This window comes from Nocardia coffeae, assembly GCF_019890715.1.
In the GTDB taxonomy this organism is placed as follows: Bacteria; Actinomycetota; Actinomycetes; order Mycobacteriales; family Mycobacteriaceae; genus Nocardia; species Nocardia jiangxiensis.
Genome location: NZ_JAINZY010000010.1, coordinates 343,168 through 365,117 on the forward strand (window position 1 = coordinate 343,168; position 21,950 = coordinate 365,117).

Sequence of the window (21,950 nt, forward strand, 5' to 3'; positions counted from 1 at the left end):
CTGCGTGGACGGTCACGCGGCCGGGCTGGTGTCCCGCGCGGCGGCGACCAGCGAGGTCGCGGCGGCGGCGAGCATGGAGGTGTCGTTGGAGCAGACCACGAACGCGTCCCCGGCGTCGAACGCCTGACGTGCGGCTTGCGCCGACCCGCCCGCCGAGCCGCAGGGTATTCCCGCGGCGCGGGCCTGTTCTCGGGCCCGGGCCAGCAATTCCGGGACGCGCTCGCCGCCGCCGATGTCCATGGCCAGGTCGGCGGCGCCGAGGAACACCGCGTTCACTCCGGCCACGGCGGCGATCCTGCCGGTTTCCCGCACGGCCGCTTCGCTTTCCAGCTGCGGGATGCACAGCACGTTCTCGTTGCCGTGCCGCAGGTAATCGGCGCGGGGCAGCTGCCCCCAGCGGCCCGCGGTGCCGGTCGCGCCGGAGCCGCGAGTGCCGTGCGGCGGGAACCGGCAGGCGCGCGCCACGGCTTCGGCCTGCTCTGCCGAATCCACATGCGGCACAAGGATTCCGGCGGCCCCGCCGTCCAGGATTCGCTGGATGGTCGAGGGGCTCTGGTCGGGCACCCGGACCAGCGGGGTCAGTCCGGACGCGGTGGCCAGCGCGATCATGGTCTGCGCGGTCTCCAGGTTCAGCGTGGTGTGCTCCAGGTCGACGACGACGAAGTCGAAACCCGCGTACGCCATGATCTCCACGCTGGCCGGTGTGTTCAGCTTGATCCAGGTGCCCACAGCGGGCCGGTCGAGAAGGCCGGTCATGGCGCGGGGTAGGTGTCGGCGTTGAGCACCCAGCCCGGCTTCGCGGAGAAGTCCTTGCGGGGCGGGGCGAAGATGTCGATGAGCTGGTTGGTGCTCGCGCCGACGGCCTGGCTGGTGTGCACGGTCGGCGGCGGGATGATCGCCACCGACGGGCTGCCCAGCGGGGTGTGCACGTCCTCGCGCCACTGCGAGCGCTTCGGCGTCCACGGGGTGCGGATGTGGTGCTCGAACTCTCCTTGCACCGCAAGGGAAATCTGCTCGAATTCGTCGTGGTGGTGCGGGGACAGGGCTTCCGGATCGCGCGGACCCTCGTGCGGGAACAGGAAGTTCACCATGAACGAGCGAGTGCGGAAGATCCGGCCGAACCGGTCCTTGCTGCGCGGAATGTCCGCGACCGGGTACACGCGCAACGCGTCGCCGTCGGCCGGCGCGGGCCACGGCTCCTCGATGGCCACCCGCGGATGTGGCCGGGCGTAGGACGCGGCATTGCCCGCCAGTTCGGCGATTCCGGGCGTGTCCGGGGTGAACAGGCGCACCAGATCGGCGTCGGACTCGGCGGTCACTTCGCTGCCCCCGGCCGGGACCACGATCATGCCCTGCCCGCGCAGCTCGGCTTCCCGTCCCTGCCAGCTCACCCGTACCGCGGACTCGGCGTGCGGCAGCAGCACCACGTATTCGGCCGGATCTCCGTGCCGGACAAGGCTTTCCCCGGTCCTGGCCGAGGTGTAGGCGAGTACCAGGTTCTGCGCCCGCACATACCAGGTACGGGAGCCGAGTGCGGTGGTCTCGGCGGGTGCGTCGGCCCGGAAGTCGGCGAACTCGGGCGCGGCGATATCCACGTCCTCGTCCGCCGGCGCACCGGCGGCCGGTGCGAGGGTGGAACGGGGATCCGTTGCGGTGTACATGATCTCGGCCTCCTCAGTCGTCCAGGCCGAGCAGGAAGGACGGGTTGTCCCGGGTCATCTTCTGCAGGTCCTTCTCCGCCACCCCCAGATCGAGCAGAATCTCGCCCACGCGAATGAAGGCGTCCACGGGAAGTTCCCGCCCGGCCTGGCCGAGGTCCGAGGCGAGCACGGTGTGTTCGGGGCCGACCGCGTCGATCCACTCCTTGAGGATCTGCGGGTCCCACTTCTTGGTGCCCTTCGGGTCGTACATCGATACTTCGTGTTCGATATACGACCCCAGCGCGACGATCCGGTTGGCCTGCTCGGGCTCCGCGCCGATCACGTAGTTCGGGTGGCTGACCACCATGCGGGTCACGCCGCGGGCGACGGCCTCCGTGAACACCTCTTCGATCTCGTCCGGGTGCATATGGCCGCCCGACAGCAGGGCGCGGCTCTCCGAGACCAGTTCCAGCACCCGGAAGACCTCGTCGAGCAGGCTGCCGTCGTCTTTGCGGATGGACACCTTGGCATTGCTCAGATCCACTGTGGCGGTGGGGAAGCCGACGCCCTCCGGGTGGCAGTCGATGTGTCGGCCCGAGGAGAGGGTGGGCATCCACACGGCCTTGCCGCCCATCCGCAGCGACATCTCCACCGCGAACGGGTTGATCCCGCCGACCTGGTTGTTCAGCGCCACCCCGCCGTAGGCCGCGGTGCTCAGCCCGGCGAGCTGGTCGCGCATGGACAGCAGGTCCATGACGGTGTTGTGGTGGTGGGACTTGCACAGGATCCCCCGCATGCCCAGCCGCTCGCCCGCGTCCCGGGCCGCCTCGGCGTGCGTGAACCGCCGCGGGAACGGACTCGGACCGGAGTGCACGTGCAGGTCCACCGAACCCCACAGGACATCGACTATCGCGGGCATGGCCACTTCCTCTCACCCATAAACAACTGGCTACGTTTGTACCACCTGGCGAACATCAAAATCCACATAATGGGCATAATTACCAGCGGTTTTCCGAAAATCCGCACCCTTGCGTGACACTTCGACCGCAATGCGGTTCACTAGTGCCGTACTTATTGCGCAATACGGAACAAATAGGGAGTGATCATGAGCGGCGACACGTCCGAGGCGAGTGGCGCGGACATCCAGGTGGTGACCCGCTGCGCTCAGGTGTTGCGGATGTTCTCCTACGACCAGCGCACCATCCGGGTCACCGAGGTGGCCGCCGAACTGGGTGTCGGCCGTACCACGGCGCACCGCTACCTCGGCTCGCTCACCAGCGCCGGGCTGCTCGAACGGGACAGCGACCGCGGCTACCGGCTCGGCCCGCTCCTGGCCCACCTGGGCACGCTCGCCCTCAACCGGCTCAACGTGGTCGAGATCGCCGACCCCTACCTGCGCGACCTGGCCGACACCGCAGCCGAGACCAGCGTGTTGAGCGTGTGGGGCGGCCGCAGCCCGGTCGTGGTGCGCAGCCACGAGCCCGAGCATCGGGTCCTGAACATCTCCATCCGGGTCGGCCGCACCCTGAACATGGATGCCGCCCAGTCCGCGATCTTCTTGGCCTACCGGGCGCCTTCCAACGGCACCGACTACACGCTCGACCAACTCGGCGAGCCGACCACCAGCCGCATCCGCGAGCGGATCGAGCACGCCCGCAGCACCGGAATCGCCATCAGCGACACGGTCAACCAAGGAGTCCGCGCGATCGCTGCTCCCGTCTTCGACCGCGACGGCGCGATCGCGGCGGCCGTGGCGATCATCGGCACCGTGCACACCCTGCCCGCCGACCTCGACTCGGGCAAGATCCAGGCCCTCACCGACACCGCCCGGCGGTTGTCCGCAGCCCTGGGCCACCGCGTCGAGTGACGTCGCTTTCCATTGCCCGACAACCGAACCCGCGCACTCGGCGACCGGCAACCGGTTCCTGCCGAGAGGCTGATCGAACTCGTCGGGCATACAGGTGCACAGCGGGCCTTCTGCGGTCGGGGGCCGTGGAAGCCTGCGGATCCCCGAGTTGCCGGGCCGGCGGATCCCCGGTTTCCGGTAGCTAATGTGCACGGTCGTGTCGATATACGAGGATTCGAAAACCCATCCTGTGCGGGCCGTTGTTTTCGACTGGCGGGGCACGCTCGTGTCCGAGCTCACGCAGGAGGGTTGGGCGCGGGAGGCGTTGCGGCGGGCTGGTCGGGAGCATGATGATGGCGCGGTGCGGGGGTTGTTAGGGGATATTCGCAGGGCTGCCGGGGAGCCCAATCGTCTGCAGTCGCCGCTGGGGAACATCAGTGCTCAGCGGCATCGGGAGACCTACTATGCGGTGTTCGCGGATGCTGGTTTGGATGACGAGCTCGCTGATGCGTTGTTCGCGGTGGATTCCGATCCGGCGTACAACATTTTCGCTGTCGATGCCGCCGAGACCCTCGCTTCGCTCATCGAGAAGAATTGCCGGATCGGTGTGTTGAGCAATATTCATTTCGATATCCGGCCCATGTTCGAGCAGGCGGGGCTGCTCGGTTCGATCGATGCTTTCGTATTGTCCAATGAGCACGGAGTTCAGAAGCCTGACCCAGCGATATTCCGGTTGGCTCTGGAATTGCTCGGAACTCGTGCCGAGGAGACGCTCATGGTGGGTGATCGTGCGTCCCGCGACGGTGTCGCCGTCGAGGTCGGGATGCCCACTCTGCTGGTGCCGCCGTTGCGCGATCCGCGACAGCGGCGGCTTCATCTGGTCACCAATGTCGTTGGTGCGCCGCGCAACTCCGAATCCGCAGGTGGGTGAGCGGCCCGTATCCGCCGGGCCGATATCCTGCGGCCGGTCGTCACGCCGACGACCGGTCCCCGGGTCACACCGAGACCCTCAGGTTATCCCGGAAGACGGGCCGTGTCGTTTTCCGATGTCGTTCTGCGCGCGTAGCGTGCAGAACCGCATCGTGGTCCGCGAACGGGCCGCCGGATCCTTGTGTGCGTATTCTGCGCGGGCGATTCTTGCGGCGACCACCGGAGAAATACCGGCGGACCTACGGAATCGAGTCGGATATGACCATCAACGAGGCCGAATGGCTGATCACGAGCGACCGGATCCTGGAGGTGGCCTTTCGCGTCGACCTTCCCGAAGCCCACCGCGGAATGTGGATCCTGTCGTATCTGCCCACCAGCCTGCGCCTCACCCGTGAGCAGGCCGTCGTCGGGATGACGCTGGCGGAGATCGTGCTCACCGGACAGCTCGACGACGCCGACGAGTTCATGCCGGAGATCGCGCATCTGTATGCCGAACGGCTCGGTTTCAAGCTGGTCGACGTGGCGTGCATGCTCGCCGCGCGCTCGTCCTGCGAGGCTGTGGGCTGCGGAGCCGGGCACGGGTCCGCTCGGTCCGAACGGATCGGGTGAACCATCGAACCCGTTGGGGCGCACCGGCACTCCGGCCGGATCGCTCAGGCGCCCACGGATCGCTCCAGCGGCCGGGCATCCCGATCGAGCTCGGTGCGCCGCGTGCCGTTCGAACCGTTGGCGACGATGGTGACCAGGGGCAGGCGGCCGGGGCGCTGGATGCGGACGATGACGGAACCATCACGGGCACGGTCGAGTTCGGTGACGGCCACCGCGCGAAGGCGCCGGCGGACCGGCTCGGTGACGTCGTCGAATCCGTGTTCGTCGTAGAGCAGCACTTCCACACCGCGACCGCGAGCCGCGCGGGCCGCCGCGACGACCGGTGAATACGCGAGTTGGGGAGCTCGCAGCGCATCGCGCAATTCAGCTTCCTGCAGGGCGCATTCGTCCCGGACGCCGTCGATGGGCTCGGCTCCGGCGAGCTGTTCCAGGAGGGGCCGGGTGAGTCCGCCGAGTCGATGCAGTTGCCGGTCCCGCTCGGCGATCGCGGCCGCTTCGGCGGCTTCGACGGAGACCCGGTGCAGTGTGTCCGCACGCAGATCCAGGACCGTGCTGGCGACCGGGCGGATGATCCGGTGGAAGAACGTCGCGGCGACCAGCGGCGCGAGATACAGGAACGGGACGGTGAACCCGCGCGTGCCGCCGGCGGGCAGACCGGCCCGGAACGCGAATTCGGCGAAGACAAGCATCATCGCGAGCCAGCCGAGTGTGAGGCGACCGCGCAGGCACATGAACGTGCACACCGCCCCGGCCGAGCCGAGCGACCATTCCTGCGCGGTCGTGTCCTGCCACAGGGAGCCCACGGCGGAGACGATCGCGAACTGCGCCGGACCGCCCGCGACGAGGATGGCCAGCGATACTTCGAGGGAGGGCGGAGCGCCCGGCGCGAGCAGGACCGCTGCCATCGCCGCCATGGTCAGAACCACGCAGGCCAGGGTCGGCCACGGGTCGGACAACAGCGCCGGGGTGGTGGCGATCGAGGCGGCATAGGCGAGCAGGTAGCACCCGACGAGCACCCGCGCAGCGGGCGTGCGCATGCCGAGTAGGGTGCGCATACTCAGCGGCGCAAGGGATCTCGCCACCGGACCGCCGTATTCGTTCACGGCGGCGCGACGATCGATCAGTGGTCCCGACCAGTCCAGCCGGACCGTGGTTCCCGCGCCGGGACGGGACGTTATCGCGGCGCTGCCACCGCCCAGCTGCCGCATTCTGGCCCGGATGCTGAGTGTGATGCCGAGTCGGTCCGGGCGGTCGGCGGCGGTGTCGAAGCCGACGCCGTCGTCGGTCACGATTACGTGGAATCCATTGTCGCCGACGTGAATCCAGACATGACGGTATGCGCCGGCGCCCGCGTGCCGCAGGCTGTTCCGAACCGCTTCACCGGCGGCCGCGGCGGTCACGCTCACCGCCGCGGCGGGGAACGCCCACCGCTGGGCGTCGGTCACGACCTCGACGGTGATCGGCAGCTTCGGATCGATGTGCGTGATCGCCGCACGCAACCGGGCGGCGGTGTCCGGCGCATCGAGCACCCGCCCGAACGGATGCTCGAGATCGTCGAGGTAGTTCAGCGTCCGCAACGCCAGCCGCCGCACGGTGTCCCGTTCGCCGCCGCGGGCCGCGGCCAGCAGTGTGGACATCACCCAGTCGTGGGTCAACGCGGCAAATCGCGCGCGTTCGTCGGCCCGGCCGCGCATGGCCGCGGCCGAGGCGGCGCCGCGGAACGCCTCGGTCTGGATCGTCTGCAGTTGTCGGCCGGTGCGAATGAACATCAGCAGGGCGGCCACGAACAGAGCGCTGTATCCGCTGGCGTAGAGCAGATCCGGCACGAACGGAACGTTGACCTCCGGCGCGCGCCCGGTGTAGTTGACGACCGTGGCGGTGGTCGCCGCGACGACGAGCGTCAGCAGGCTCGCCCACGCGGGCCAGACGATCGCCGCGGACAGCCCGGCCAGCGCAGGGACATCCGCGAGCCATTGATCGGCATGCAGCGGAATGTGCCGCCAGGCGATCAGCCAGGTCCCGGTCGCCACCGGATAACCCACGGCCGCGAGCAGCGCGCTCCGCCGCATCCACACCGAATCGGGATGAAAGCTCAACGCGCCCATGGCGAGTCCGGGACCGAACGCCAGAGCGACGGCGAACGGGGTCCACCATGTCGCGGCCATCCTGGCCTGATCTCCCATATCGGGTACGACGAGTATCAGACCCATCAGGTAGCCGACGGCGACGATACGACCGGCCAGCCGCCGGAAGCGGTCGGCGATCGCAACGTGGCCGCCAACCATCGCAATCACACGCCCCATCTCATCCGACCGCTGACCTGCTCCCATACTTTACCCGCTGGTAGACGAGGAATCCTGCCGCCGATATCGGCCCCGGCCGGATTCGACAGTGCGGTCGCGGAATTGATCACCACTGCTATGCTGCTGCCTCAGGAATGGGGTGAGGTTCAATGATATTCGAGGTCGTGGCATACGATCGTGCTCCGTTCCCCCTCGTGCTCAACCGATTACAACCCTGATCGAGGATATGTCGCACCACGGCACGCACGAACAGACATCCGCGCCGACGGACGGGCTCCACCTGCCGCACCGTCGATCTGCACGACCGGACCGAGGTCGAGGTGAAGCCTGAATGATCAATCCGCCGATGTACACCGACAGCGACCGCATCGCCCTGTACAGCCCGGAATTCGCCGCCATGCCGCACGACTGCTACCAGGACATGCGCAAACGCTACGGGTCGCTGGTGCCGGTCGAGCTGTCGCCGGGCGTTCCCGCCACTCTGGTGATCGGTTATCGCACCGCGGTGCAGATCCTGCACGATCCCGCGCATTTTCCGGTCGATCCGCGGGCGTGGGAGAAGGATGTCCCGGACGAGTGCCCGGTGAAGCCGATGCTGGCCTGGCGGCCCAATGCGATGCGTAGTTCGGGCGAGGAACATCGGCGCTACCGGGATGCGAACGTCGCGGCACTCTCGGCGGTCGACCTGCACGGTCTGCACGCGGTGGTGGAGCGGATCGCGGTGCCGCTGATCGCGCAGTTCTGCGAGACCGGCTCGGCCGATCTGATCGCGGATTACGCACGGCCACTGGCCTTCCAGGTGGTCAACGCGATGCTGGGGTGCTCACCCGATATCGGCCGGCGGGTCGCCACCGGCGTCATGACCATCTTCGAGGGCTCCGATGCCGCGGCCGGAAACATCATGCTGATCGAGGCGTTGAGCGAGTTGGTCGCGGGCAAGCGCGCCGAGCCCGGTGACGATGTGACCACTCGACTGGTCCAGCATCCGGCCGGGTTCGACGATCAGGAGGTCATCGAGCAACTCGTGCCGCTGTACGGCGCGGGTGTCGAGCCGGTGCACAACCTGATCGTCAATACTTTGCTGTTGATCCTGACCAACGATCGTTTCGCGGGCAGCCTGCTGGGTGGCAGCCTGTCCACCCGTGACGCGCTGGACGAGGTGCTGTTCCTGGACCCGCCGATCGCGAATTTCTGTATGACCTATCCGCGCCAGCCGGTGCTGCTCGACGAGGTGTGGCTGCCCGCGCACCAGCCCGTGATCATCAGCATCGCGGCGTGCAACAACGACCCGGCCATCAGCGGCGGCGACTACACCGGCAACCGATCGCACCTGGCCTGGGGCGCGGGCCCGCACGCCTGCCCCGCACGTCAGTCCGCCTACCTGATCGCCCAGGACGGTGTGGACCAACTGCTCGATGCCCTGCCCGAGATCGAACTCTCGGTCGATCCCGGCGAATTGGTGTGGCGTCCAGGGCCTTTCCACCGCGCCCTGGCCACCCTGCCGATCTCTTTCGCGCCGTCCCGCCCCTTTGCGAGCTGGCACCCCAGCTGACAACCTGCCCGGATCCCGCGACGTTCCGGCCGAGTGAGGTCGGGACGTCGCGGGATGTGGATGCGTCGAGCGATCATGCCTCGCCGGCGGGCGTGCCAGGGGCAATCCTCGTTCGCGATGGGGAGATCTGTGGCTCGAGGCTTCGTTGTTACCGGGGGAGGGTGGCGGCGATCTCGGCGACGGTTCCGGTTTCGCCCAGCCGGGGGAAGATGTGGCCGAGCGCATGGGCGTGGGCACGGGCGTCCAGGTCGGTGACCGCATCGGTGGCGATGGTGACGTGGTAGCCGCGGTCGTAGGCGGCGCGTGCGGTCGACTCGACGCCGAAACTCGTTGCCACACCGGCGATGACGACCTGGGTCACGCCGAGGCCGGTGAGCAGTTCGTGCAGGCCGGTGTCCTGGAACGCGCCCCAGCGGGACTTGGACACGACGTGGTCGCTCTCGGTCCGGCCCAGTGCGGGCAGTAGGTCGGTCCAGCCGTCGGGGAACTTCTGGTCGTGCCGCGCGCCCTGCTCGGTGCGGCCGGGGGCGCGGCCGACGGCGTTGACCAGTACGACGTGCTGCCCGTTCCGCCGGAACGCGTCGGCGAGTTCCCCTGCGCGAGTGGCGATCTCGGCGACGGGTTCGAGGGTGGGCGCATCGGCGAGTCCGTGCTGCAGGTCGATGACGAGCAGTGCGGAGGTCGGGTCGATGGTCGTAATGGGCATGGTGATCCTTCGAAGAGGTGTGGACGGATTCAGTTCGTCGCGGTGCGGGGCAGGCGGCGATCCAGGACGGTGAGTGCGAGCAGGAAGACGCTGGCGCCGATCATGATCCAGGCGATCGTCGCGACACCGGAGTCGGAGACGTTGTCGTGGAACACGATTCCGGTGATCGCCGAGGAGGCGATGGAGCCGAGATAGCCGAACGAGCGCATCAGTCCCGATGCGGTGCCCAGGAGTTCGGCGGGCGTCTGGAGGTAGAGGGCGAGCTGATTGCTGCTGGCCGCGCCCTGGGCGAATCCCAGCAGGACGGTGATCACGACGACCAGCACCAGCCATGCCGGTGAGGCCAGGAACAGTGCGCCGACCGCGGCGAGCATACAGGCCGCCGCGGCCCAGATCACCGGTCCGCGAACGAGATTGCGGCGCGAGATCGGCACGATGACCACTCCGGCGATCACCGTCATCGGCAACAGCAGCAGACCCGCGGCGAGTTCGGAGAGGTGACGGTCGGCCTCGAGCCACTGCGTGATGCCGTACAGCACCAGGTAGGAGGAGAACAACACCATGCCGAATCTGATGTAGGTGCGGGTCAGCGCCATGTTCCGGACCAGCAGCCGCAGGTCCAGGAACGGTGCGGCCGCACGCAACTCCCACAGTGCCTCGGCGATCCAGAGCGTCACGGTGGTCGCCAGCAGAGCCCAGTTCACCGTCGGCAGATGCGACAGGAACAGCAGCAGTGCGCTCATCGCCGCCGCGAATCCGATGATTCCGGTGACGTCCAGCAGCGATGCGATCTCGCGTGCGGAGCGCCGCGTGCGATCGCGTTCGTCCTTCGGCACCCACAGCAGCGTGCTCACCAGCGCGATCAGCGCGACGGGCACGTTGACGAAGAAGACCGACCGCCATCCGGCGAGTTGTACGAGTACGCCGCCCAGGGGCAGTCCGAGGGAGGCGGTGGCGATCCCCGCGATCTGCAGGCCGCCCAGCACGCCGCCTGGCGGTTGGGCCAGGCCGGCGCTCTGGGCGCGACGCCGGATGAGCACCATGGCTGTCGGATACGCGCAGGATGTGCCGAGCCCGATCAGGATTCGGCTGATCAGCAGGATCGACAGCGTCGGGGCGAAACCGCCGACCAGCCCGCCCAGGAGTACGAGCAGGATTCCGGTGAGGAAGACGCGTCGCGGGCCGAATACGTCGGCGGCCTTGCCCGCGGTGGGTTGTGCGATCGCGCTGGCCACATACAGCGCGGATACCAGCGCCGCGGTCTGCCCGATCGAGACGTGCACACCCGCGGCGATGGGCACCAGCGCGGTCGCGATCAGGGAGGTGTTGACCGGGTTCAGGGCCGATCCGACGAACAGTGGTGCGGTGAACCGCCAGGTGAATGGGCGTTCGGCGAGAGATGTCGTCGCCGAAAGGGTTTCGGGCATGGTGGTACCTCGCAACGGCGTGCGGGCACGCCGCGGGCAGGCATCGGCCTCGGCTGCCGATGCGGTGAAAGGGTAAGGGGGTCAGAGGAATTGGGCGATCCGCTCGAACAGCGGCGCTGCTCGGCGGATTTCCGCGATCTCCGCGGGGGTGAAGTTGTCGGCCAGTGCGCGGGCGATCTGCTTCGTTCGGTCGTCGCGCGCGGCGCGCAGCAGTTCGGTGCCCGCCTCGGTGAGGGACAGCAGTCCTCGGCGCTTGTCGTCCGGGTCGGGGATGCGGTGCAGCAGGCCGCGGGATTCGAGGCCGCCGACCGTCGCGCCCATGGCCTGCGGGGTGATCTGTTCCCAGCGGGCCAGACCCGAAATGCTGTCCGGCCCATTGCGATCCAGGCGAGCCATGACCGCGGTCTCGGGCAGGCTCAGATCCCGGGTCTGGGTCTCCCGGGTGCGCCGCTTGAGCAGGCTGATCGCCCGGCGCACCGCGGTGGCCGTGGTCAGCAGCTCCTCGTCGCCTCGCATAAGTGAAGTCTAGGTTGCACAGTTGAAACTTGCAAGTTTGTCTTTCTAATTTACCGGTACGCCGGACTCAGATGAGACCGAGCTCCTGGGCGCGCGCACCGGCCTGGAAACGCGAACTCGCGCCCAGGGCGCTCATCAGTTCGGCGACGCGACGGCGGTAGGTGCGCACCGACAGCCCGAGCACGCGGGCGGCCGCCTCGTCGGTGGCACCGGTGTTGAGCTGGTCCAGGATGCGCGGCGCGAGCTTGCGCAATTCGTCCAGGTCGCGGTCGTAGGTGGCGAAATCCGTAGCCGCACGCCAGGTCGCGTCGAACAGCGAGGCCACGCCGTGCACGACCTCGGGCACCGTGACGATGCTGTAGCTGCGCAGTCCGTAGGAGGTGTCCCCGGCCAGGATGGCCACTCGCCGGTCCAGCAGGATCGTCTCGCTGATCTCGTCGTCGGTGATGCGCACTCCCGCGCCGCGCTCGACCATGGTGTGCAGATGTTGCGACAGCGACGGGTCCAGCAGTGCCGAGGGCAAGTAGAGCTTGCGCAGCGCGACGGTGGGACGCAGCGTCTGGTGGCGGCCGTTGTGCCAGGTCGCGTGATCCTTGGCGGCGCAGTCGAAGCTGACGGTGGTGGCTTCGAACAGGTGCGCGGCGCGCTCGGTGAGTTCCTGGTGACCGCGCACGACGGTGACCGACTGGGTCTGGGCCATGATTCGAGTCTCGTGATGTTCGCGTTGGTCGTCAACGCGTGGCAGCTTGTTGCCGAATGCGGACACCGCATCTGCCGCTCGGCCAGGCTGATGACCATGACTGAAGCACAGACGATATCGGCCCGCGCGGCGGGCGAAGGCCGTTTGGGATCGTTCCGGGTGAATCGGGTCGGATTCGGCACCATGAAGCTGACGGGCTGGCCGGAGGGTAAGCAGCCTTCCCGCGAGAACGCGATCGCGTTGCTGCGGCGCGCGGTGGAACTGGGCGTGAACCACTTCGACACCTCGCAGTTCTACGACCGCGACGGGGTGAACGCCAACGAACTGCTGCATGCGGCGTTGCATCCGTATCCGGAGGATCTGGTGCTGGTCACCAAGTTCGCCGGCGCGATACCGCCGGGGCTGACCCCCGACGGCCTGCGGCAGAGCGTCGAGGCGAATCTGCGCACCCTCGGCGTGGACCGGCTGGACGTGGTGAATCTGCGCATGGGTGAAGCCGTCGCACCCGCGGAGGGCTCGCTCGAGGAGCCGCTGACCGCCCTGGCGAAACTGCAGGAGGAGGGCCTGATCACCCATCTGGGTATCTCGAACATCACTCGGGCGCAGTTCGATCAGGCTCGCGATCTCGCGCCGTTCGTCTGCGTGCAGAACGCCTACAACGTCGCGATGCGCGATGCGGATGCGCTGATCGACGCCTGCGAGGAGGCCGGGATCGCGTTCGTGCCGTTCTTCCCGGTGGGCGGATTCCAGCCGCTGCTGACCGAACATTTGGACACCGTGGCGACCCGGCACGGCGCGTCCGTGCAGCAGATCGCGCTGGCGTGGCTGCTGGCCCGGTCGCCGTCGATCCTGCTGATCCCCGGCACCACGGATCCGGCGCACCTCGAGCAGAACATCGCCGCCGCGAACATCCGGCTCACCGAGGAGGATCTGGCGCTGATCGGCTGAATCCGGATCGCGGGGCCCGTGGCGCCGCGTGTGCCACGGGCTTCTCTGCGGTAATTGGCACTGTGCCAACACGGCGGTACGCTGACTGATACCTCGCGTCGCGGTCGATGCCGTGATGCGGCAGACCGATTCGAGAGGGTGCGATGAGCTCGGACACCGATGTGAATGCCGACGACCAGGTACTGCTGGAACGGGAGGGACCGATCGCGATCGTGCGGCTGCATCGCCCCGATCGGCTCAACGCCTTCACCGCCGCGATGTGCGAACGTCTGATCGCGGTATTCGACGAGACCGATGCGGACGACTCGGTGCGCGCGGTGGTGCTCACCGGCACCGGCCGCGCGTTCTGCGCCGGAGCCGATCTCGGTGCGGGCGGGGAGACGTTCGTCCTCGACGACGACCCGGACACCGGCGGCGCGCCCGCGGACACCGGCGGCCGGGTATCGCTGCGGATCTATCGGTCGAACAAGCCGGTGATCGTCGCGATCAACGGCGCCGCGGCCGGTGTCGGGGTGACCATGACCCTGCCCGCGGATATCAGAATCGCTTCGGACACAGCGAAATTCGGCTTCGTGTTCACCCGTCGAGGGATCGTGCCGGAGGCTTGCTCGACCTGGTTCCTGCCGCGCGTGGTGGGCGTGTCCACGGCACTGGAATGGACCCTGAGCGGCCGGATGGTGCCTGCGGCCGAGGCCCTGGAACGCGGGCTGGTGCGCGAGGTCGTGCCCGCCGATCGGGTGCTCGAACGGGCCCTCGAACTGGCCCGGGAGATGGTCACCGGCACCGCGCCGGTCTCGGTGGCGCTGACCCGGCAGCTGATCTGGCGCATGCTCGGTGCGGACAGTCCGGAGATCGCGCATCGCGCCGAATCCCTCGCCATCTACCTGCGCGGTGCGTCGGGGGACGCTCGCGAAGGCGTGGAATCCTTTCTGGCCAAACGTGTCCCGGAGTTCCCGGACCGCGTCTCGGACGGTCTGCCGGATCTGTTCGAGTCGCGGTGAGCTGATCCGCCCCATCGCGCGCACCGCTGCGGTCCGAGGTGTGCGGTGCACCGGCGACGTCGGCCGCCGGCTCGATCTTCCGCGCGGCTGCGGAATCCCAGGACGGTCCGGCCACCCTGTCGTGGCGGGATTACTTGCTGGACAACGGGCTTCTGCCTGGCCGCGGTGTCGACGGGTTCAGCGTCTTGCCGATCACCACGCTGGGCTGGCGGGGTGGATCTTCGGCAACGGTGATCGCGGATCGATACCGCTCATCGCATCCACCGGGTCGGCCGCTCGGTCGCGAGCGCGAGCTGAGGCAGCGATGACCGTCGAAACCAGTACTGCCGGATCCGGATTCCGGCCATGGTCGCGTGCGGGACGACACCGTCTGAGCGCATCGTTTTCGGAGGGCACTCGATCGGTCATCTGATCAGAATAATGCGTGCTCGGTCGTTGCCCGCCCCGGCCGCCATATGCCGTTGTCCGGCGTCATCGGCGCTGGGATAAGGTTGCCGCTCTGGTTGATTCACCCCGACGGAAGGGAATTTTTTCGATGGCCCGCAAGGTCATAGTCGAGCTCGTGGACGACTACGACGGTAAGTCACCGGCAGAGGAATCCGTGCTGTTCTCTCTGGACGGCGTGGAATACGAGATCGATCTGTCGGTGCTCAATGCTGCGGCACTGCGCGGCATCTTCGACCAGTGGACGCCGCATGCGCGTAAAGCCGGAAGAGTCCCGAAGAGTAAGGGACAGAAAGTCTCCCGCTCCTCGGCCGAGCGGGAGCAGACCGCCGCGATCCGGGACTGGGCGCGCAAGAACGGCTATTCGGTCTCCACTCGCGGCCGCATCCAGGCCGAAGTGGTGGAGGCGTACAAGAACGCTGGTTGAGAATCGGCCGAGCCGCTGATCCGTCGCCTCCTCGTGCGCCGAATCAGCGGCTCGGCCGGTTGTAGGCCGAATTTCCGGGTGTAGCCGAATTTCCGGGGCAACAAATCCCGCGGTGGGCCGGAGTGGATCAACCGAGTGTGGTGAGCAGATCGGTGAGGGTCCGGATTTCGGTCGTCTGATCCGGAGTGTCGGCGCGGACCGCGTGCAGCGCGTCGTCGATCCGGCCGTCGATGGTCGTCCAGGACCCTCCGTCCATGGGCTGCAAAGTGTTCTGGTCACGGTCCCAGGCCGTTTCCAGGTCCTTGATCCGGGATTTCGCCGCACCGTGGTGACCGGTCTGGATCAGGGTGAGGGTATCGCTGGTGATGGTGCGGAACGTGGCGATCTCGGCGGGCGGGAAGTGGGCGTGGACCGGTGCGGGGGCTGTCGAAGCCGCAGCGGGTGCGGCCTCCTCGGTGCCACTCGCGGTGGCGTGCGGTTGGGCAGACGCCCAGACCAGCAGTGCGCCCGCGGCGACCGCGACCAGCGCGTAGTAGCCGAGCATCAGTCGTTCCCGGGACGGTTGGGTGGTCGGAGTCGTTGTGGGCGAAGAGTTTTCATCGGCAATGGTGTCGCGGCGGGTGCGGGTCAGGTACAGGACCGTGGCGAGGATGGCCACGAGGAACAACACGCTGGTCACCGCGGTGCCCAGGCCGAGGCCGTGGTCGGCGGTGGGGGAGGCCAGCCAGTCGCCGAGATTCGCGCCGAGCGGGCGGGTGAGTATGTAGGCCAGCCAGAAGGACAGCACCGCATTCGCGCCCAGTCGACGGCCGAGCGCGATGGCGGCGATCAGTGCGGCCGGCAGCAGTACCGAGATTCCGGGACTCCAGCCGGTCAGCTCGAGTGTCCAGTCTCCCGTCGCGGTGCCGAGTGCGAAGGTGACCAGAACGGCCAGCCAGTAGAACAATTCGCGCGGCGTGGTGCGGATCGAGTGGATCGAGAGCGTGCGTTCGCGCACGAACCAGATGCCGAACACCACGGCCAGGATCGCGGCGAAGACGCTGGTGCTCGCCGCGAGCGGGACCGACAGGCCGTCGGTGAGGATGTCGGTGTAGAGCGTGCCGGTCACGCTGAGCACGACCACGGTCAGCCAGTACGCGAACGGCACATAGCGAGTGAGCCGTAGTTGCCAGCTCAGCACCGCCACCAGAATGACGGTGAACAGCGCTGCGGTGAGGTTCAATCCGACGCCCAGCGTCATATTGATCCAGTCCGCGAAGCTTTCGCCGACGGTGGTGCACAGGATCTTGATGATCCAGAACCACACCGTGACCTCGGGCACCTTGCTCAGCATCCGGCGGGTTGCACCGACACCGGAATCAGTCATCTCCGTCACGGTCCGCGACGGTAATGATCCGTTGCTGTGTCCCCGCTGAGAAATCCGGTGAAGGCACGGACCAGAGCCCAGTGCGATCTCAGCGTGCTCTCAGCGGCGGTCGGCGAGTGTGACGGTGTGATACCGACCAGACCTGTGCCCAGCTGCCCGGCGGCGCCTGCCGACCTGTCCCTTGTCCGCACCTGTGGACGGGAGGCATTGTGCAGCAACTGATTCTGTCCTATGGACTCGTCGCGATCTTCGTGCTGATGGCCGCGGAGTCGGCCTGCATCCCGATTCCGTCCGAGGTGACCATGATGCTCGGTGGTGCGCTGGCGGCCGGTGCGGTCAGCGGTCAGCATCCGAATCTGGTCGCGGTCGTGGTCGCGGGTACCGCCGGTAACGTCGCCGGCAGCTATGTGGCGTGGCTGGTCGGCCGCTACGGCGGACGACCGGCACTGCACCGCTGGGGTCGCTACATCATGCTGCGGCCCGAGGAGATCGACCGCGCCCAGGACTGGTTCGTGCGCCGCGGCGCGATGTCGGTGTTCTGGGCGCGCCTGCTCCCCGGTATCCGTACTTTCATTTCCCTGCCCGCAGGGATCGCCGCGATGCCTCCGCTGCGCTTCGGCGCGTACACCCTCGCCGGTTGCCTGCCGTGGACCGCGGCGCTGGCCGTGGCGGGCTATGCCGTCGGAGCCAACTGGCACAGCCTCGAACAGTCGCTGCGCGGACCCACCTATCTCATTGCCGGACTCGTCGTCCTGGTTCTCGCGGTCGGCGGGCTGATCGTCCTGCGACGTCGCCGGGCGGCAACTCCGGTGGAGTGAGCGGCGCCGATCAGCGGCGGTTTCTGGAAAGTGATCTTGCCAAATTTGCTATTCTGGTAGAGGATCTTGCCAGAAGTATGACGGGTATGGCGCGCAGCCCCGATCGACGTGCTGACATCTGCTGCGAAGGAGAGATCATGGATTCGACCATCCCGACTCGGCACCCCGCCGCGCCGCGGTCCGTCCCCGGGGCGGGACTCGGCCCGTTCGCGCGGGTGCTCGGTCTGCGCGAGCCGACTCCCGCCCAGTTCCGGGAACTGGGAGAAGCGTTGACCATCGGTGACGAGCCGATGGACGAGCTGGTGGACTGGATGTACCGCGAGGGGATGGCGACCACGCGGCCGCTGTTCGAGCAGGCGCTGAGCGAGGGGATCGCGGCCGTGCCGGACGCGCCCGGTCCGCTACGGGAGTTCTTCGACCAAGTCGAGGCCGTGCCGGACTGGGTGGACTGGGACAAGATCCGGCGCGCCGAGCGGGTGATGAGCCTGGGTGGGCGCGACGCGCTCTACGTCGCGCGGGACATGTCGTTCCTGGGCGGCTACCTGGCCTCGGGTTTCAACAAAACCCTCTTGCGCACAGGGGCTTTGGAGAAGGGGCCGGCCAAGCGCTTCGCCGAGACGACGCAGTGGGCGCTGGACGTCTCCTCCGCGGGCGGCATGCTGCCGCGGGGGCTGGGCTATCGCTCCACGGTCCGGGTGCGGATGATCCACTCGATGGTCCGCCGACATGTCGCGGCCATGCCGGACTGGCAGGGGCAGGAGTGGGGACTGCCGATCAACCAGACCGATATGGCCGCCACCATGGTCGGCGCGCTGATCGCGCCCACGGTCGGTGCGATCGGCCTGGGCATGCTGGTGACTCCGAGTGAGGCCGACGCCATGGCGCACTTCACCCGGTACGTCGGCTGGGTGATGGGTGTGCAGGAACGCTTCCTGCCCAACGACTTCCGGGACAGTGTGCGCATCCTGTTCCACACGATGACCGCGATCACCAATCCCGACGAGACCTCGGCGCAGCTCGCCATGCCCATGCTCGACGAGCCCCTGGGCTGGCACTACCGCTATCTCACCGGACCGCGCCGCCGTCTCGCGCGCTCCCAGCACCTGTCGATCGCCACCATGTTCCTGGGGTCCGGTGCGATGCGGAAACTGGGACTGCCTCCGGCCGCCGTGCCGTGGTATCCGTTGCTGCGCATACCTTTCAACCTCGCTCGGACCGTCTGGACCCGTGCCGTGCCGGGACAATTCGAGCGCGCCGCAGCACACGGCCGCGAGGCGCAGTTGGCATTCATTCGCACCCTGACCGGTGCGGAGTCGGCGGTCATCGGCGGCTCCGCCGAGCACATCGCCACAGCCGCCTGAGCTGTTCTCACCGGACCGAACCCGAGGCGTTCGCCCTGTTCGCCTCGGGTTCTGGTCTGGAATCCCTTCTCCCGGAACACCGTTCAGACTTCGGAACGTGAGATCGCCTCGACCGGCTGGCGCAGGATGGTGCGTAGTCTGGCCGGGGCTGTTCTGCGGAAGTCGTTCAGGTAGATCTCGTGATGTCGGCCGGTCATCGCGAGGCCGGATTCGGGGATGAACTCCTGGTGCATCCGGGCCAGTGTCTCGGCCTCGTCGTCGAACGGGCCGATGTGCAATGTCTGTACGCAGCGGCCTTCGTCGAGGGTCTCCAGTCGTACCCGGTCCGGTACCGCCGGATTCTTCACCGCGGCCGCGCTGACCGCGGCCTCGAACATCTCGCCGGTGATCCAGTCCGGAACCATCGACATGATCGTCCAGTTCCATCGGGACTTGTCTCGGGCGGAGGTGAACGTCTCCATCTGCTCGGACCACCACAGTCCCTCCAGTGGCATCACGACGTAGTCGCGGCCGAGATCCTGCTTGCTGGCGAACTTGAGTTTGTACGCCACCGGATACAGCGCCTCGACCGCCGCGGTGAACTCCGGCGAGCTGTTCGGATCGCCCCGGCCGTCGACCATGACGTAGCGCAGCGGCGGGACCTCGAGCACGCGAAGCTGCCCGGACCTGGCTCGATAGGAGTCCAGCGTCTTACGGAAATCGGTCTTGGTCATGCCGTCCTTCCTCGCCTGGAACCGGAGGTGCGACCACTCTAACGACCCTCACCGACAACCTTTTTCATCTCATATACAGCCTTGTATCTCAGATACATCTCTGTACAGTTGTGGTGGCGATCACCATCGCGCGCCGCAACCGCAGAGGAGGACGGAGATGCAGTCGACGAAGCCGGGGGAGTGGGTCGATGCCGGGGCGGGGCTGGCCGACATCGATTTCGGCCGTTTCCGGATGAGCATTCCCACGGATCGCTACACCTGCGCCGAGTTCGCCGAGCGTGAGCGCGAACGGATCTGGCAGCGGGTGTGGCGGGTCGCGGGGCGGGTGAGTGAGCTGCCGAATCCGGGCGACTGGAAGGAGTACCGGATCCTCGACCAGTCCTATGTCATCGTGCGGGGCCGGGACGGGGTGATTCGCGGCTTCGTCAACGCGTGCCGGCATCGCGGCAATCTGCTGTGCACCGGGCAGGGGAATATGAAACGTTTCCTGTGCCCGTACCATCTGTGGTCCTACGACCTGGACGGTCGCCTTCGCGGTGTGCTGCGCGAGCAGGAGAACGTCGTGTCCTCCCCGGACAAGGAGGGCCTGTCGCTGCTGCCGGTGTCGGTCGACTGCTTCGGCGGATTCCTGTTCCTCAATCCCGATCCCGAGGCCGCGCCTCTGCTCGAATACCTCGGCCAGGAGGTCGCCGAGCTGCTCGCGCCCTACCATCTGGACGAGATGGTCACCGTTCTGGATGTGCGAGAGGCGTTGAACTGCAACTGGAAAGTCGTGATGGACGCCTTCGAGGAGGGGTATCACATCTCGGGTATCCATCCGCAGCTGTTGCGCGTCATCATGATCGATCCGGCGAAGAGCCGGTACAAATTCTTCGACGAGCACAGCGTCTCGATGGCTCCGTTCGAGGTCGCCAACGCCGAGAAGTACGGTCCCGAGGAACAGGTCGAAGGGATTCTGGAACTTCCGGAGACCTTCCCATCGGTGCAGGCGGCCCTGCCGCGCTTCCAGGAGTTGGTCGCGTCCTATCGGGATGACAAGGGAGAGTTGGATTTTCCCGAGGGAGTCACCGCGCGAACTCTCCTGCAACGCGCCACCCGCGAGACGCTCTCGGGTATGGGCCTGGATCTGAGCGGTCTGACCGACGCCCAGATGAGCGACAACCACGGCTGGGTGCTCTTCCCGAACTTCTTCATGACGGTTCGCGCGGGCGAGGCGACGGTCATCATGGCCGAGCCGCATCCGGACGGCGACCCGAACCGCTGTGTCTGGCACATCGTGAGCGTGATGTGGTTGCCCGAGGAGCACCGCGGCGCCTTCGAGGCCGCGCCGATCGAGGTCACCGAACCGGGCAGCTTCAAGTATTTCCTTGCCCTGCAACAGGATTACGAGCAGATGCCGCGCCAGCAGGCCGGGCTGCGCAATCGGCGGCTGGAATCGATGTCGCTGGTCAAGGAGGAGGTCGTCATCGCGCATTACCACTCGGTGATCGACCGCTATCTGGCCGGTGCGAGCCGAGGGGCCGGCGATGAGTGAGATCGATGCCGTGATCGGCGGCTACACCGGATTGTCGCGCGTCGCGTTGCGGTACGGCCAGATCGTCGGCGAACTGGTCAGGGCGGCAAAGGATCCCGGCTTCGGCCCGGACGGATGGGCGCCGCTGGCCGAACTGGTGGACGTGCCGAACTTCGTGCGCGTCGGCACTTTCAAGGAGGTGCAGAACTGGTCGGAGTACACCGAATTCCTGACCGGCTGGGCGTCTTCCGCCGACTGGGACTGCTCGTTCAGACGAATCACCGAAGCCTCGGGGATCGTCTTCCTGGAGCTGGAGGAACGCAGCCGGATCGGTGAATTCCGCAGCGTGGTGAACTCCGCGAGTGTCTACGAGTTCACCGCGGACGCCCGGATCCGGCGCATCGGGGTCTACTTGCAGATGGAGTTACCGGCCTCGGGCTGATCCGGATCGGCTTGTCCGGGAACGACATTGGCCATCACCATCTGCAGGAAGGGTTCGAACAGGTCGGCGCCGTCGATATGCCCGTTGATGGTGATGCCGTTGTTGATCGCGATGAGCAGGTGCGCGAGCGTGTCGGCGGGCATCCGCAACGTGCCGCCCAGGCGCTCCACATGATCGGTGATGTACCCGGCGAGTGATCGCGCGGTCTCCTCACGCTTGGCCGCCAACCGGTGCCGGGCGTCCGGATTACGCAGCAGGAACAGTGAGAATTCCAGGCCCAGTGCGGCGGCGTCCGGTGCGGCGATGGTCAGCTCCCGCCACCGCTGGGCGATCTTGCCGACGTCCAGATCGTGCAGGTTGTCGAAGGAGGTGATCACATCCGCGAAGCCGTCCAGGAAGTTCTGCAGATGCCGCTCGATGACGACCAGGAAGAGTTCTTCCTTGGTGCCGAAATGCGAGTAGATGGCGCCGCGGGTGTAGCCCGCGACCTCGGCGATGTCCTCCAGAGCGGTGCCGCCGAACCCCTGCTTGGCGAAGACCTCCTCGGCGGCGTCCAGCAGCACGGTTCGGGTGTGCTCGACGCGTCGTTGTCGTGTCCATCGTTCTGCCACGAACCCATCCTCCCAGGTCGCCGATCACGGGCGTCGGCTACGTCCCCAAATCTCGAATACAGAGTCGTATTTCACAT

General features: G+C 67.2%; 22 protein-coding genes. 11 read left to right on the top strand and 11 right to left on the bottom strand.

Annotation, left to right across the window (positions count from 1 at the left end):
• Window positions 1–12: 12 nt before the first annotated feature.
• Genes K7711_RS32060 through K7711_RS32070 form a run of 3 tightly spaced genes read right to left on the bottom strand, consistent with a single transcriptional unit; the run spans window position 13 to window position 2,559 of the window.
• Window positions 13–756 carry an HpcH/HpaI aldolase family protein gene (locus K7711_RS32060; protein ID WP_222973958.1) on the bottom strand — a complete coding sequence of 248 codons (744 nt, stop codon included), beginning with the start codon at window positions 754–756 and terminating at the stop codon, window positions 13–15.
• On the bottom strand, window positions 753–1,661 hold the full coding sequence (locus tag K7711_RS32065; RefSeq protein WP_222973960.1) for a cupin domain-containing protein: 909 nt from the start codon (window positions 1,659–1,661) through the stop codon (window positions 753–755). The genes K7711_RS32060 and K7711_RS32065 overlap by 4 nt, the downstream gene beginning before the upstream one ends.
• 13 nt (window positions 1,662–1,674) lie before the next feature.
• The gene (locus K7711_RS32070; RefSeq protein WP_222973962.1) at window positions 1,675–2,559 is read right to left on the bottom strand and encodes a DUF6282 family protein; all 885 of its coding nucleotides are present in this window, start codon (window positions 2,557–2,559) and stop codon (window positions 1,675–1,677) included.
• Window positions 2,560–2,745: 186 nt separating this feature from the next.
• On the opposite strand from K7711_RS32070, the gene K7711_RS32075 reads away from it, so the two are divergent.
• The 3 genes from K7711_RS32075 to K7711_RS32085 all read left to right on the top strand — a co-directional run bounded on the left by K7711_RS32075 (window position 2,746) and on the right by K7711_RS32085 (window position 5,025).
• The gene (locus K7711_RS32075; protein ID WP_222973964.1) at window positions 2,746–3,507 is read left to right on the top strand and encodes an IclR family transcriptional regulator; all 762 of its coding nucleotides are present in this window, start codon (window positions 2,746–2,748) and stop codon (window positions 3,505–3,507) included.
• Window positions 3,508–3,691: 184 nt separating this feature from the next.
• Window positions 3,692–4,417 carry an HAD family hydrolase gene (locus K7711_RS32080; RefSeq protein WP_222973966.1) on the top strand — a complete coding sequence of 242 codons (726 nt, stop codon included), beginning with the start codon at window positions 3,692–3,694 and terminating at the stop codon, window positions 4,415–4,417.
• A gap of 257 nt (window positions 4,418–4,674) precedes the next feature.
• Window positions 4,675–5,025: a hypothetical protein gene (locus tag K7711_RS32085; RefSeq protein WP_222973968.1), complete on the top strand. Its 351-nt coding sequence runs from the start codon at window positions 4,675–4,677 to the stop codon at window positions 5,023–5,025.
• 44 nt (window positions 5,026–5,069) lie between these two features.
• On the opposite strand, the gene K7711_RS32090 is transcribed toward K7711_RS32085, so the two are convergent.
• Window positions 5,070–7,310 carry a sensor histidine kinase gene (locus tag K7711_RS32090; protein WP_372460211.1) on the bottom strand — a complete coding sequence of 747 codons (2,241 nt, stop codon included), beginning with the start codon at window positions 7,308–7,310 and terminating at the stop codon, window positions 5,070–5,072.
• A gap of 349 nt (window positions 7,311–7,659) precedes the next feature.
• Here K7711_RS32090 and K7711_RS32095 point away from each other — a divergent pair, with 349 nt between their 5' ends.
• A complete protein-coding gene (locus tag K7711_RS32095) occupies window positions 7,660–8,880 on the top strand; it encodes a cytochrome P450 (RefSeq protein ID WP_222973971.1) in 1,221 nt (406 codons plus the stop codon).
• A gap of 148 nt (window positions 8,881–9,028) precedes the next feature.
• Here K7711_RS32095 and K7711_RS32100 read toward each other — a convergent pair whose 3' ends face one another.
• From K7711_RS32100 to K7711_RS32115, 4 genes are all read right to left on the bottom strand, one after another.
• Window positions 9,029–9,586 (bottom strand): cysteine hydrolase family protein, encoded by a 558-nt coding sequence (locus tag K7711_RS32100; RefSeq protein WP_222973974.1) that lies wholly within the window; start codon window positions 9,584–9,586, stop codon window positions 9,029–9,031.
• A 29-nt stretch (window positions 9,587–9,615) separates the two neighbouring features.
• The gene (locus tag K7711_RS32105) at window positions 9,616–11,013 is read right to left on the bottom strand and encodes an MFS transporter (RefSeq protein ID WP_222973975.1); all 1,398 of its coding nucleotides are present in this window, start codon (window positions 11,011–11,013) and stop codon (window positions 9,616–9,618) included.
• An 81-nt stretch (window positions 11,014–11,094) separates the two neighbouring features.
• Entirely contained in the window at window positions 11,095–11,529 is a 435-nt protein-coding gene (locus tag K7711_RS32110) for a MarR family winged helix-turn-helix transcriptional regulator (RefSeq protein WP_222973977.1), read from the bottom strand.
• A 67-nt stretch (window positions 11,530–11,596) separates the two neighbouring features.
• A complete protein-coding gene (locus K7711_RS32115) occupies window positions 11,597–12,229 on the bottom strand; it encodes a helix-turn-helix transcriptional regulator (protein ID WP_222973979.1) in 633 nt (210 codons plus the stop codon).
• 96 nt (window positions 12,230–12,325) lie between these two features.
• Here K7711_RS32115 and K7711_RS32120 point away from each other — a divergent pair, with 96 nt between their 5' ends.
• From K7711_RS32120 to K7711_RS32130, 3 genes are all read left to right on the top strand, one after another.
• Window positions 12,326–13,177 carry an oxidoreductase gene (locus K7711_RS32120; protein ID WP_222973981.1) on the top strand — a complete coding sequence of 284 codons (852 nt, stop codon included), beginning with the start codon at window positions 12,326–12,328 and terminating at the stop codon, window positions 13,175–13,177.
• 143 nt (window positions 13,178–13,320) lie between these two features.
• Window positions 13,321–14,178 carry a crotonase/enoyl-CoA hydratase family protein gene (locus tag K7711_RS32125; protein ID WP_222973983.1) on the top strand — a complete coding sequence of 286 codons (858 nt, stop codon included), beginning with the start codon at window positions 13,321–13,323 and terminating at the stop codon, window positions 14,176–14,178.
• Between the two features lie 535 nt (window positions 14,179–14,713).
• Window positions 14,714–15,049 (top strand): histone-like nucleoid-structuring protein Lsr2, encoded by a 336-nt coding sequence (locus K7711_RS32130; RefSeq protein ID WP_222973985.1) that lies wholly within the window; start codon window positions 14,714–14,716, stop codon window positions 15,047–15,049.
• A 127-nt stretch (window positions 15,050–15,176) separates the two neighbouring features.
• Here K7711_RS32130 and K7711_RS32135 read toward each other — a convergent pair whose 3' ends face one another.
• On the bottom strand, window positions 15,177–16,424 hold the full coding sequence (locus K7711_RS32135; RefSeq protein WP_372460207.1) for a COG4705 family protein: 1,248 nt from the start codon (window positions 16,422–16,424) through the stop codon (window positions 15,177–15,179).
• Window positions 16,425–16,624: 200 nt separating this feature from the next.
• Here K7711_RS32135 and K7711_RS32140 point away from each other — a divergent pair, with 200 nt between their 5' ends.
• Window positions 16,625–17,233 (top strand): DedA family protein, encoded by a 609-nt coding sequence (locus K7711_RS32140; protein ID WP_222973987.1) that lies wholly within the window; start codon window positions 16,625–16,627, stop codon window positions 17,231–17,233.
• A 137-nt stretch (window positions 17,234–17,370) separates the two neighbouring features.
• Window positions 17,371–18,594 (top strand): oxygenase MpaB family protein, encoded by a 1,224-nt coding sequence (locus K7711_RS32145; RefSeq protein WP_222973988.1) that lies wholly within the window; start codon window positions 17,371–17,373, stop codon window positions 18,592–18,594.
• An 83-nt stretch (window positions 18,595–18,677) separates the two neighbouring features.
• Here K7711_RS32145 and K7711_RS32150 read toward each other — a convergent pair whose 3' ends face one another.
• Window positions 18,678–19,307, bottom strand: a complete 630-nt coding sequence (locus tag K7711_RS32150; protein WP_222973990.1) for a GyrI-like domain-containing protein — start codon at window positions 19,305–19,307, stop codon at window positions 18,678–18,680.
• 157 nt (window positions 19,308–19,464) lie between these two features.
• On the opposite strand from K7711_RS32150, the gene K7711_RS32155 reads away from it, so the two are divergent.
• Both K7711_RS32155 and K7711_RS32160 read left to right on the top strand, forming a co-directional pair.
• Window positions 19,465–20,841 (top strand): aromatic ring-hydroxylating oxygenase subunit alpha, encoded by a 1,377-nt coding sequence (locus K7711_RS32155; RefSeq protein WP_222973992.1) that lies wholly within the window; start codon window positions 19,465–19,467, stop codon window positions 20,839–20,841.
• Window positions 20,834–21,262, top strand: coding sequence for a hypothetical protein (locus K7711_RS32160; RefSeq protein WP_222973994.1), 429 nt, complete (start codon window positions 20,834–20,836; stop codon window positions 21,260–21,262). Before K7711_RS32155 ends, K7711_RS32160 begins: the two co-directional genes overlap by 8 nt.
• Here K7711_RS32160 and K7711_RS32165 read toward each other — a convergent pair.
• Complete coding sequence (locus K7711_RS32165) at window positions 21,229–21,873, bottom strand: TetR/AcrR family transcriptional regulator (RefSeq protein WP_040831556.1); 645 nt, start codon at window positions 21,871–21,873, stop codon at window positions 21,229–21,231. The genes K7711_RS32160 and K7711_RS32165 overlap by 34 nt on opposite strands.
• Between the last annotated feature and the right edge of the window lie 77 nt (window positions 21,874–21,950).

Bases quoted from the DNA above. Each gene is read 5' to 3' on its own strand.
- K7711_RS32155 (WP_222973992.1), top strand. From the start codon at position 19,465: ATGCAGTCGACGAAGCCGGGGGAGTGGGTCGATGCCGGGGCGGGGCTG.
- K7711_RS32100 (WP_222973974.1), bottom strand. From the start codon at position 9,586: ATGCCCATTACGACCATCGACCCGACCTCCGCACTGCTCGTCATCGAC.
- K7711_RS32105 (WP_222973975.1), bottom strand. From the start codon at position 11,013: ATGCCCGAAACCCTTTCGGCGACGACATCTCTCGCCGAACGCCCATTC.
- K7711_RS32080 (WP_222973966.1), top strand. From the start codon at position 3,692: ATGTGCACGGTCGTGTCGATATACGAGGATTCGAAAACCCATCCTGTG.
- K7711_RS32075 (WP_222973964.1), top strand. From the start codon at position 2,746: ATGAGCGGCGACACGTCCGAGGCGAGTGGCGCGGACATCCAGGTGGTG.
- K7711_RS32095 (WP_222973971.1), top strand. From the start codon at position 7,660: ATGATCAATCCGCCGATGTACACCGACAGCGACCGCATCGCCCTGTAC.
- K7711_RS32110 (WP_222973977.1), bottom strand. From the start codon at position 11,529: ATGCGAGGCGACGAGGAGCTGCTGACCACGGCCACCGCGGTGCGCCGG.
- K7711_RS32150 (WP_222973990.1), bottom strand. From the start codon at position 19,307: ATGACCAAGACCGATTTCCGTAAGACGCTGGACTCCTATCGAGCCAGG.
- K7711_RS32070 (WP_222973962.1), bottom strand. From the start codon at position 2,559: ATGCCCGCGATAGTCGATGTCCTGTGGGGTTCGGTGGACCTGCACGTG.
- K7711_RS32130 (WP_222973985.1), top strand. From the start codon at position 14,714: ATGGCCCGCAAGGTCATAGTCGAGCTCGTGGACGACTACGACGGTAAG.
- K7711_RS32085 (WP_222973968.1), top strand. From the start codon at position 4,675: ATGACCATCAACGAGGCCGAATGGCTGATCACGAGCGACCGGATCCTG.
- K7711_RS32145 (WP_222973988.1), top strand. From the start codon at position 17,371: ATGGATTCGACCATCCCGACTCGGCACCCCGCCGCGCCGCGGTCCGTC.
- K7711_RS32160 (WP_222973994.1), top strand. From the start codon at position 20,834: ATGAGTGAGATCGATGCCGTGATCGGCGGCTACACCGGATTGTCGCGC.
- K7711_RS32125 (WP_222973983.1), top strand. From the start codon at position 13,321: ATGAGCTCGGACACCGATGTGAATGCCGACGACCAGGTACTGCTGGAA.
- K7711_RS32115 (WP_222973979.1), bottom strand. From the start codon at position 12,229: ATGGCCCAGACCCAGTCGGTCACCGTCGTGCGCGGTCACCAGGAACTC.
- K7711_RS32060 (WP_222973958.1), bottom strand. From the start codon at position 756: ATGACCGGCCTTCTCGACCGGCCCGCTGTGGGCACCTGGATCAAGCTG.
- K7711_RS32090 (WP_372460211.1), bottom strand. From the start codon at position 7,310: ATGGTTGGCGGCCACGTTGCGATCGCCGACCGCTTCCGGCGGCTGGCC.
- K7711_RS32065 (WP_222973960.1), bottom strand. From the start codon at position 1,661: ATGTACACCGCAACGGATCCCCGTTCCACCCTCGCACCGGCCGCCGGT.
- K7711_RS32120 (WP_222973981.1), top strand. From the start codon at position 12,326: ATGACTGAAGCACAGACGATATCGGCCCGCGCGGCGGGCGAAGGCCGT.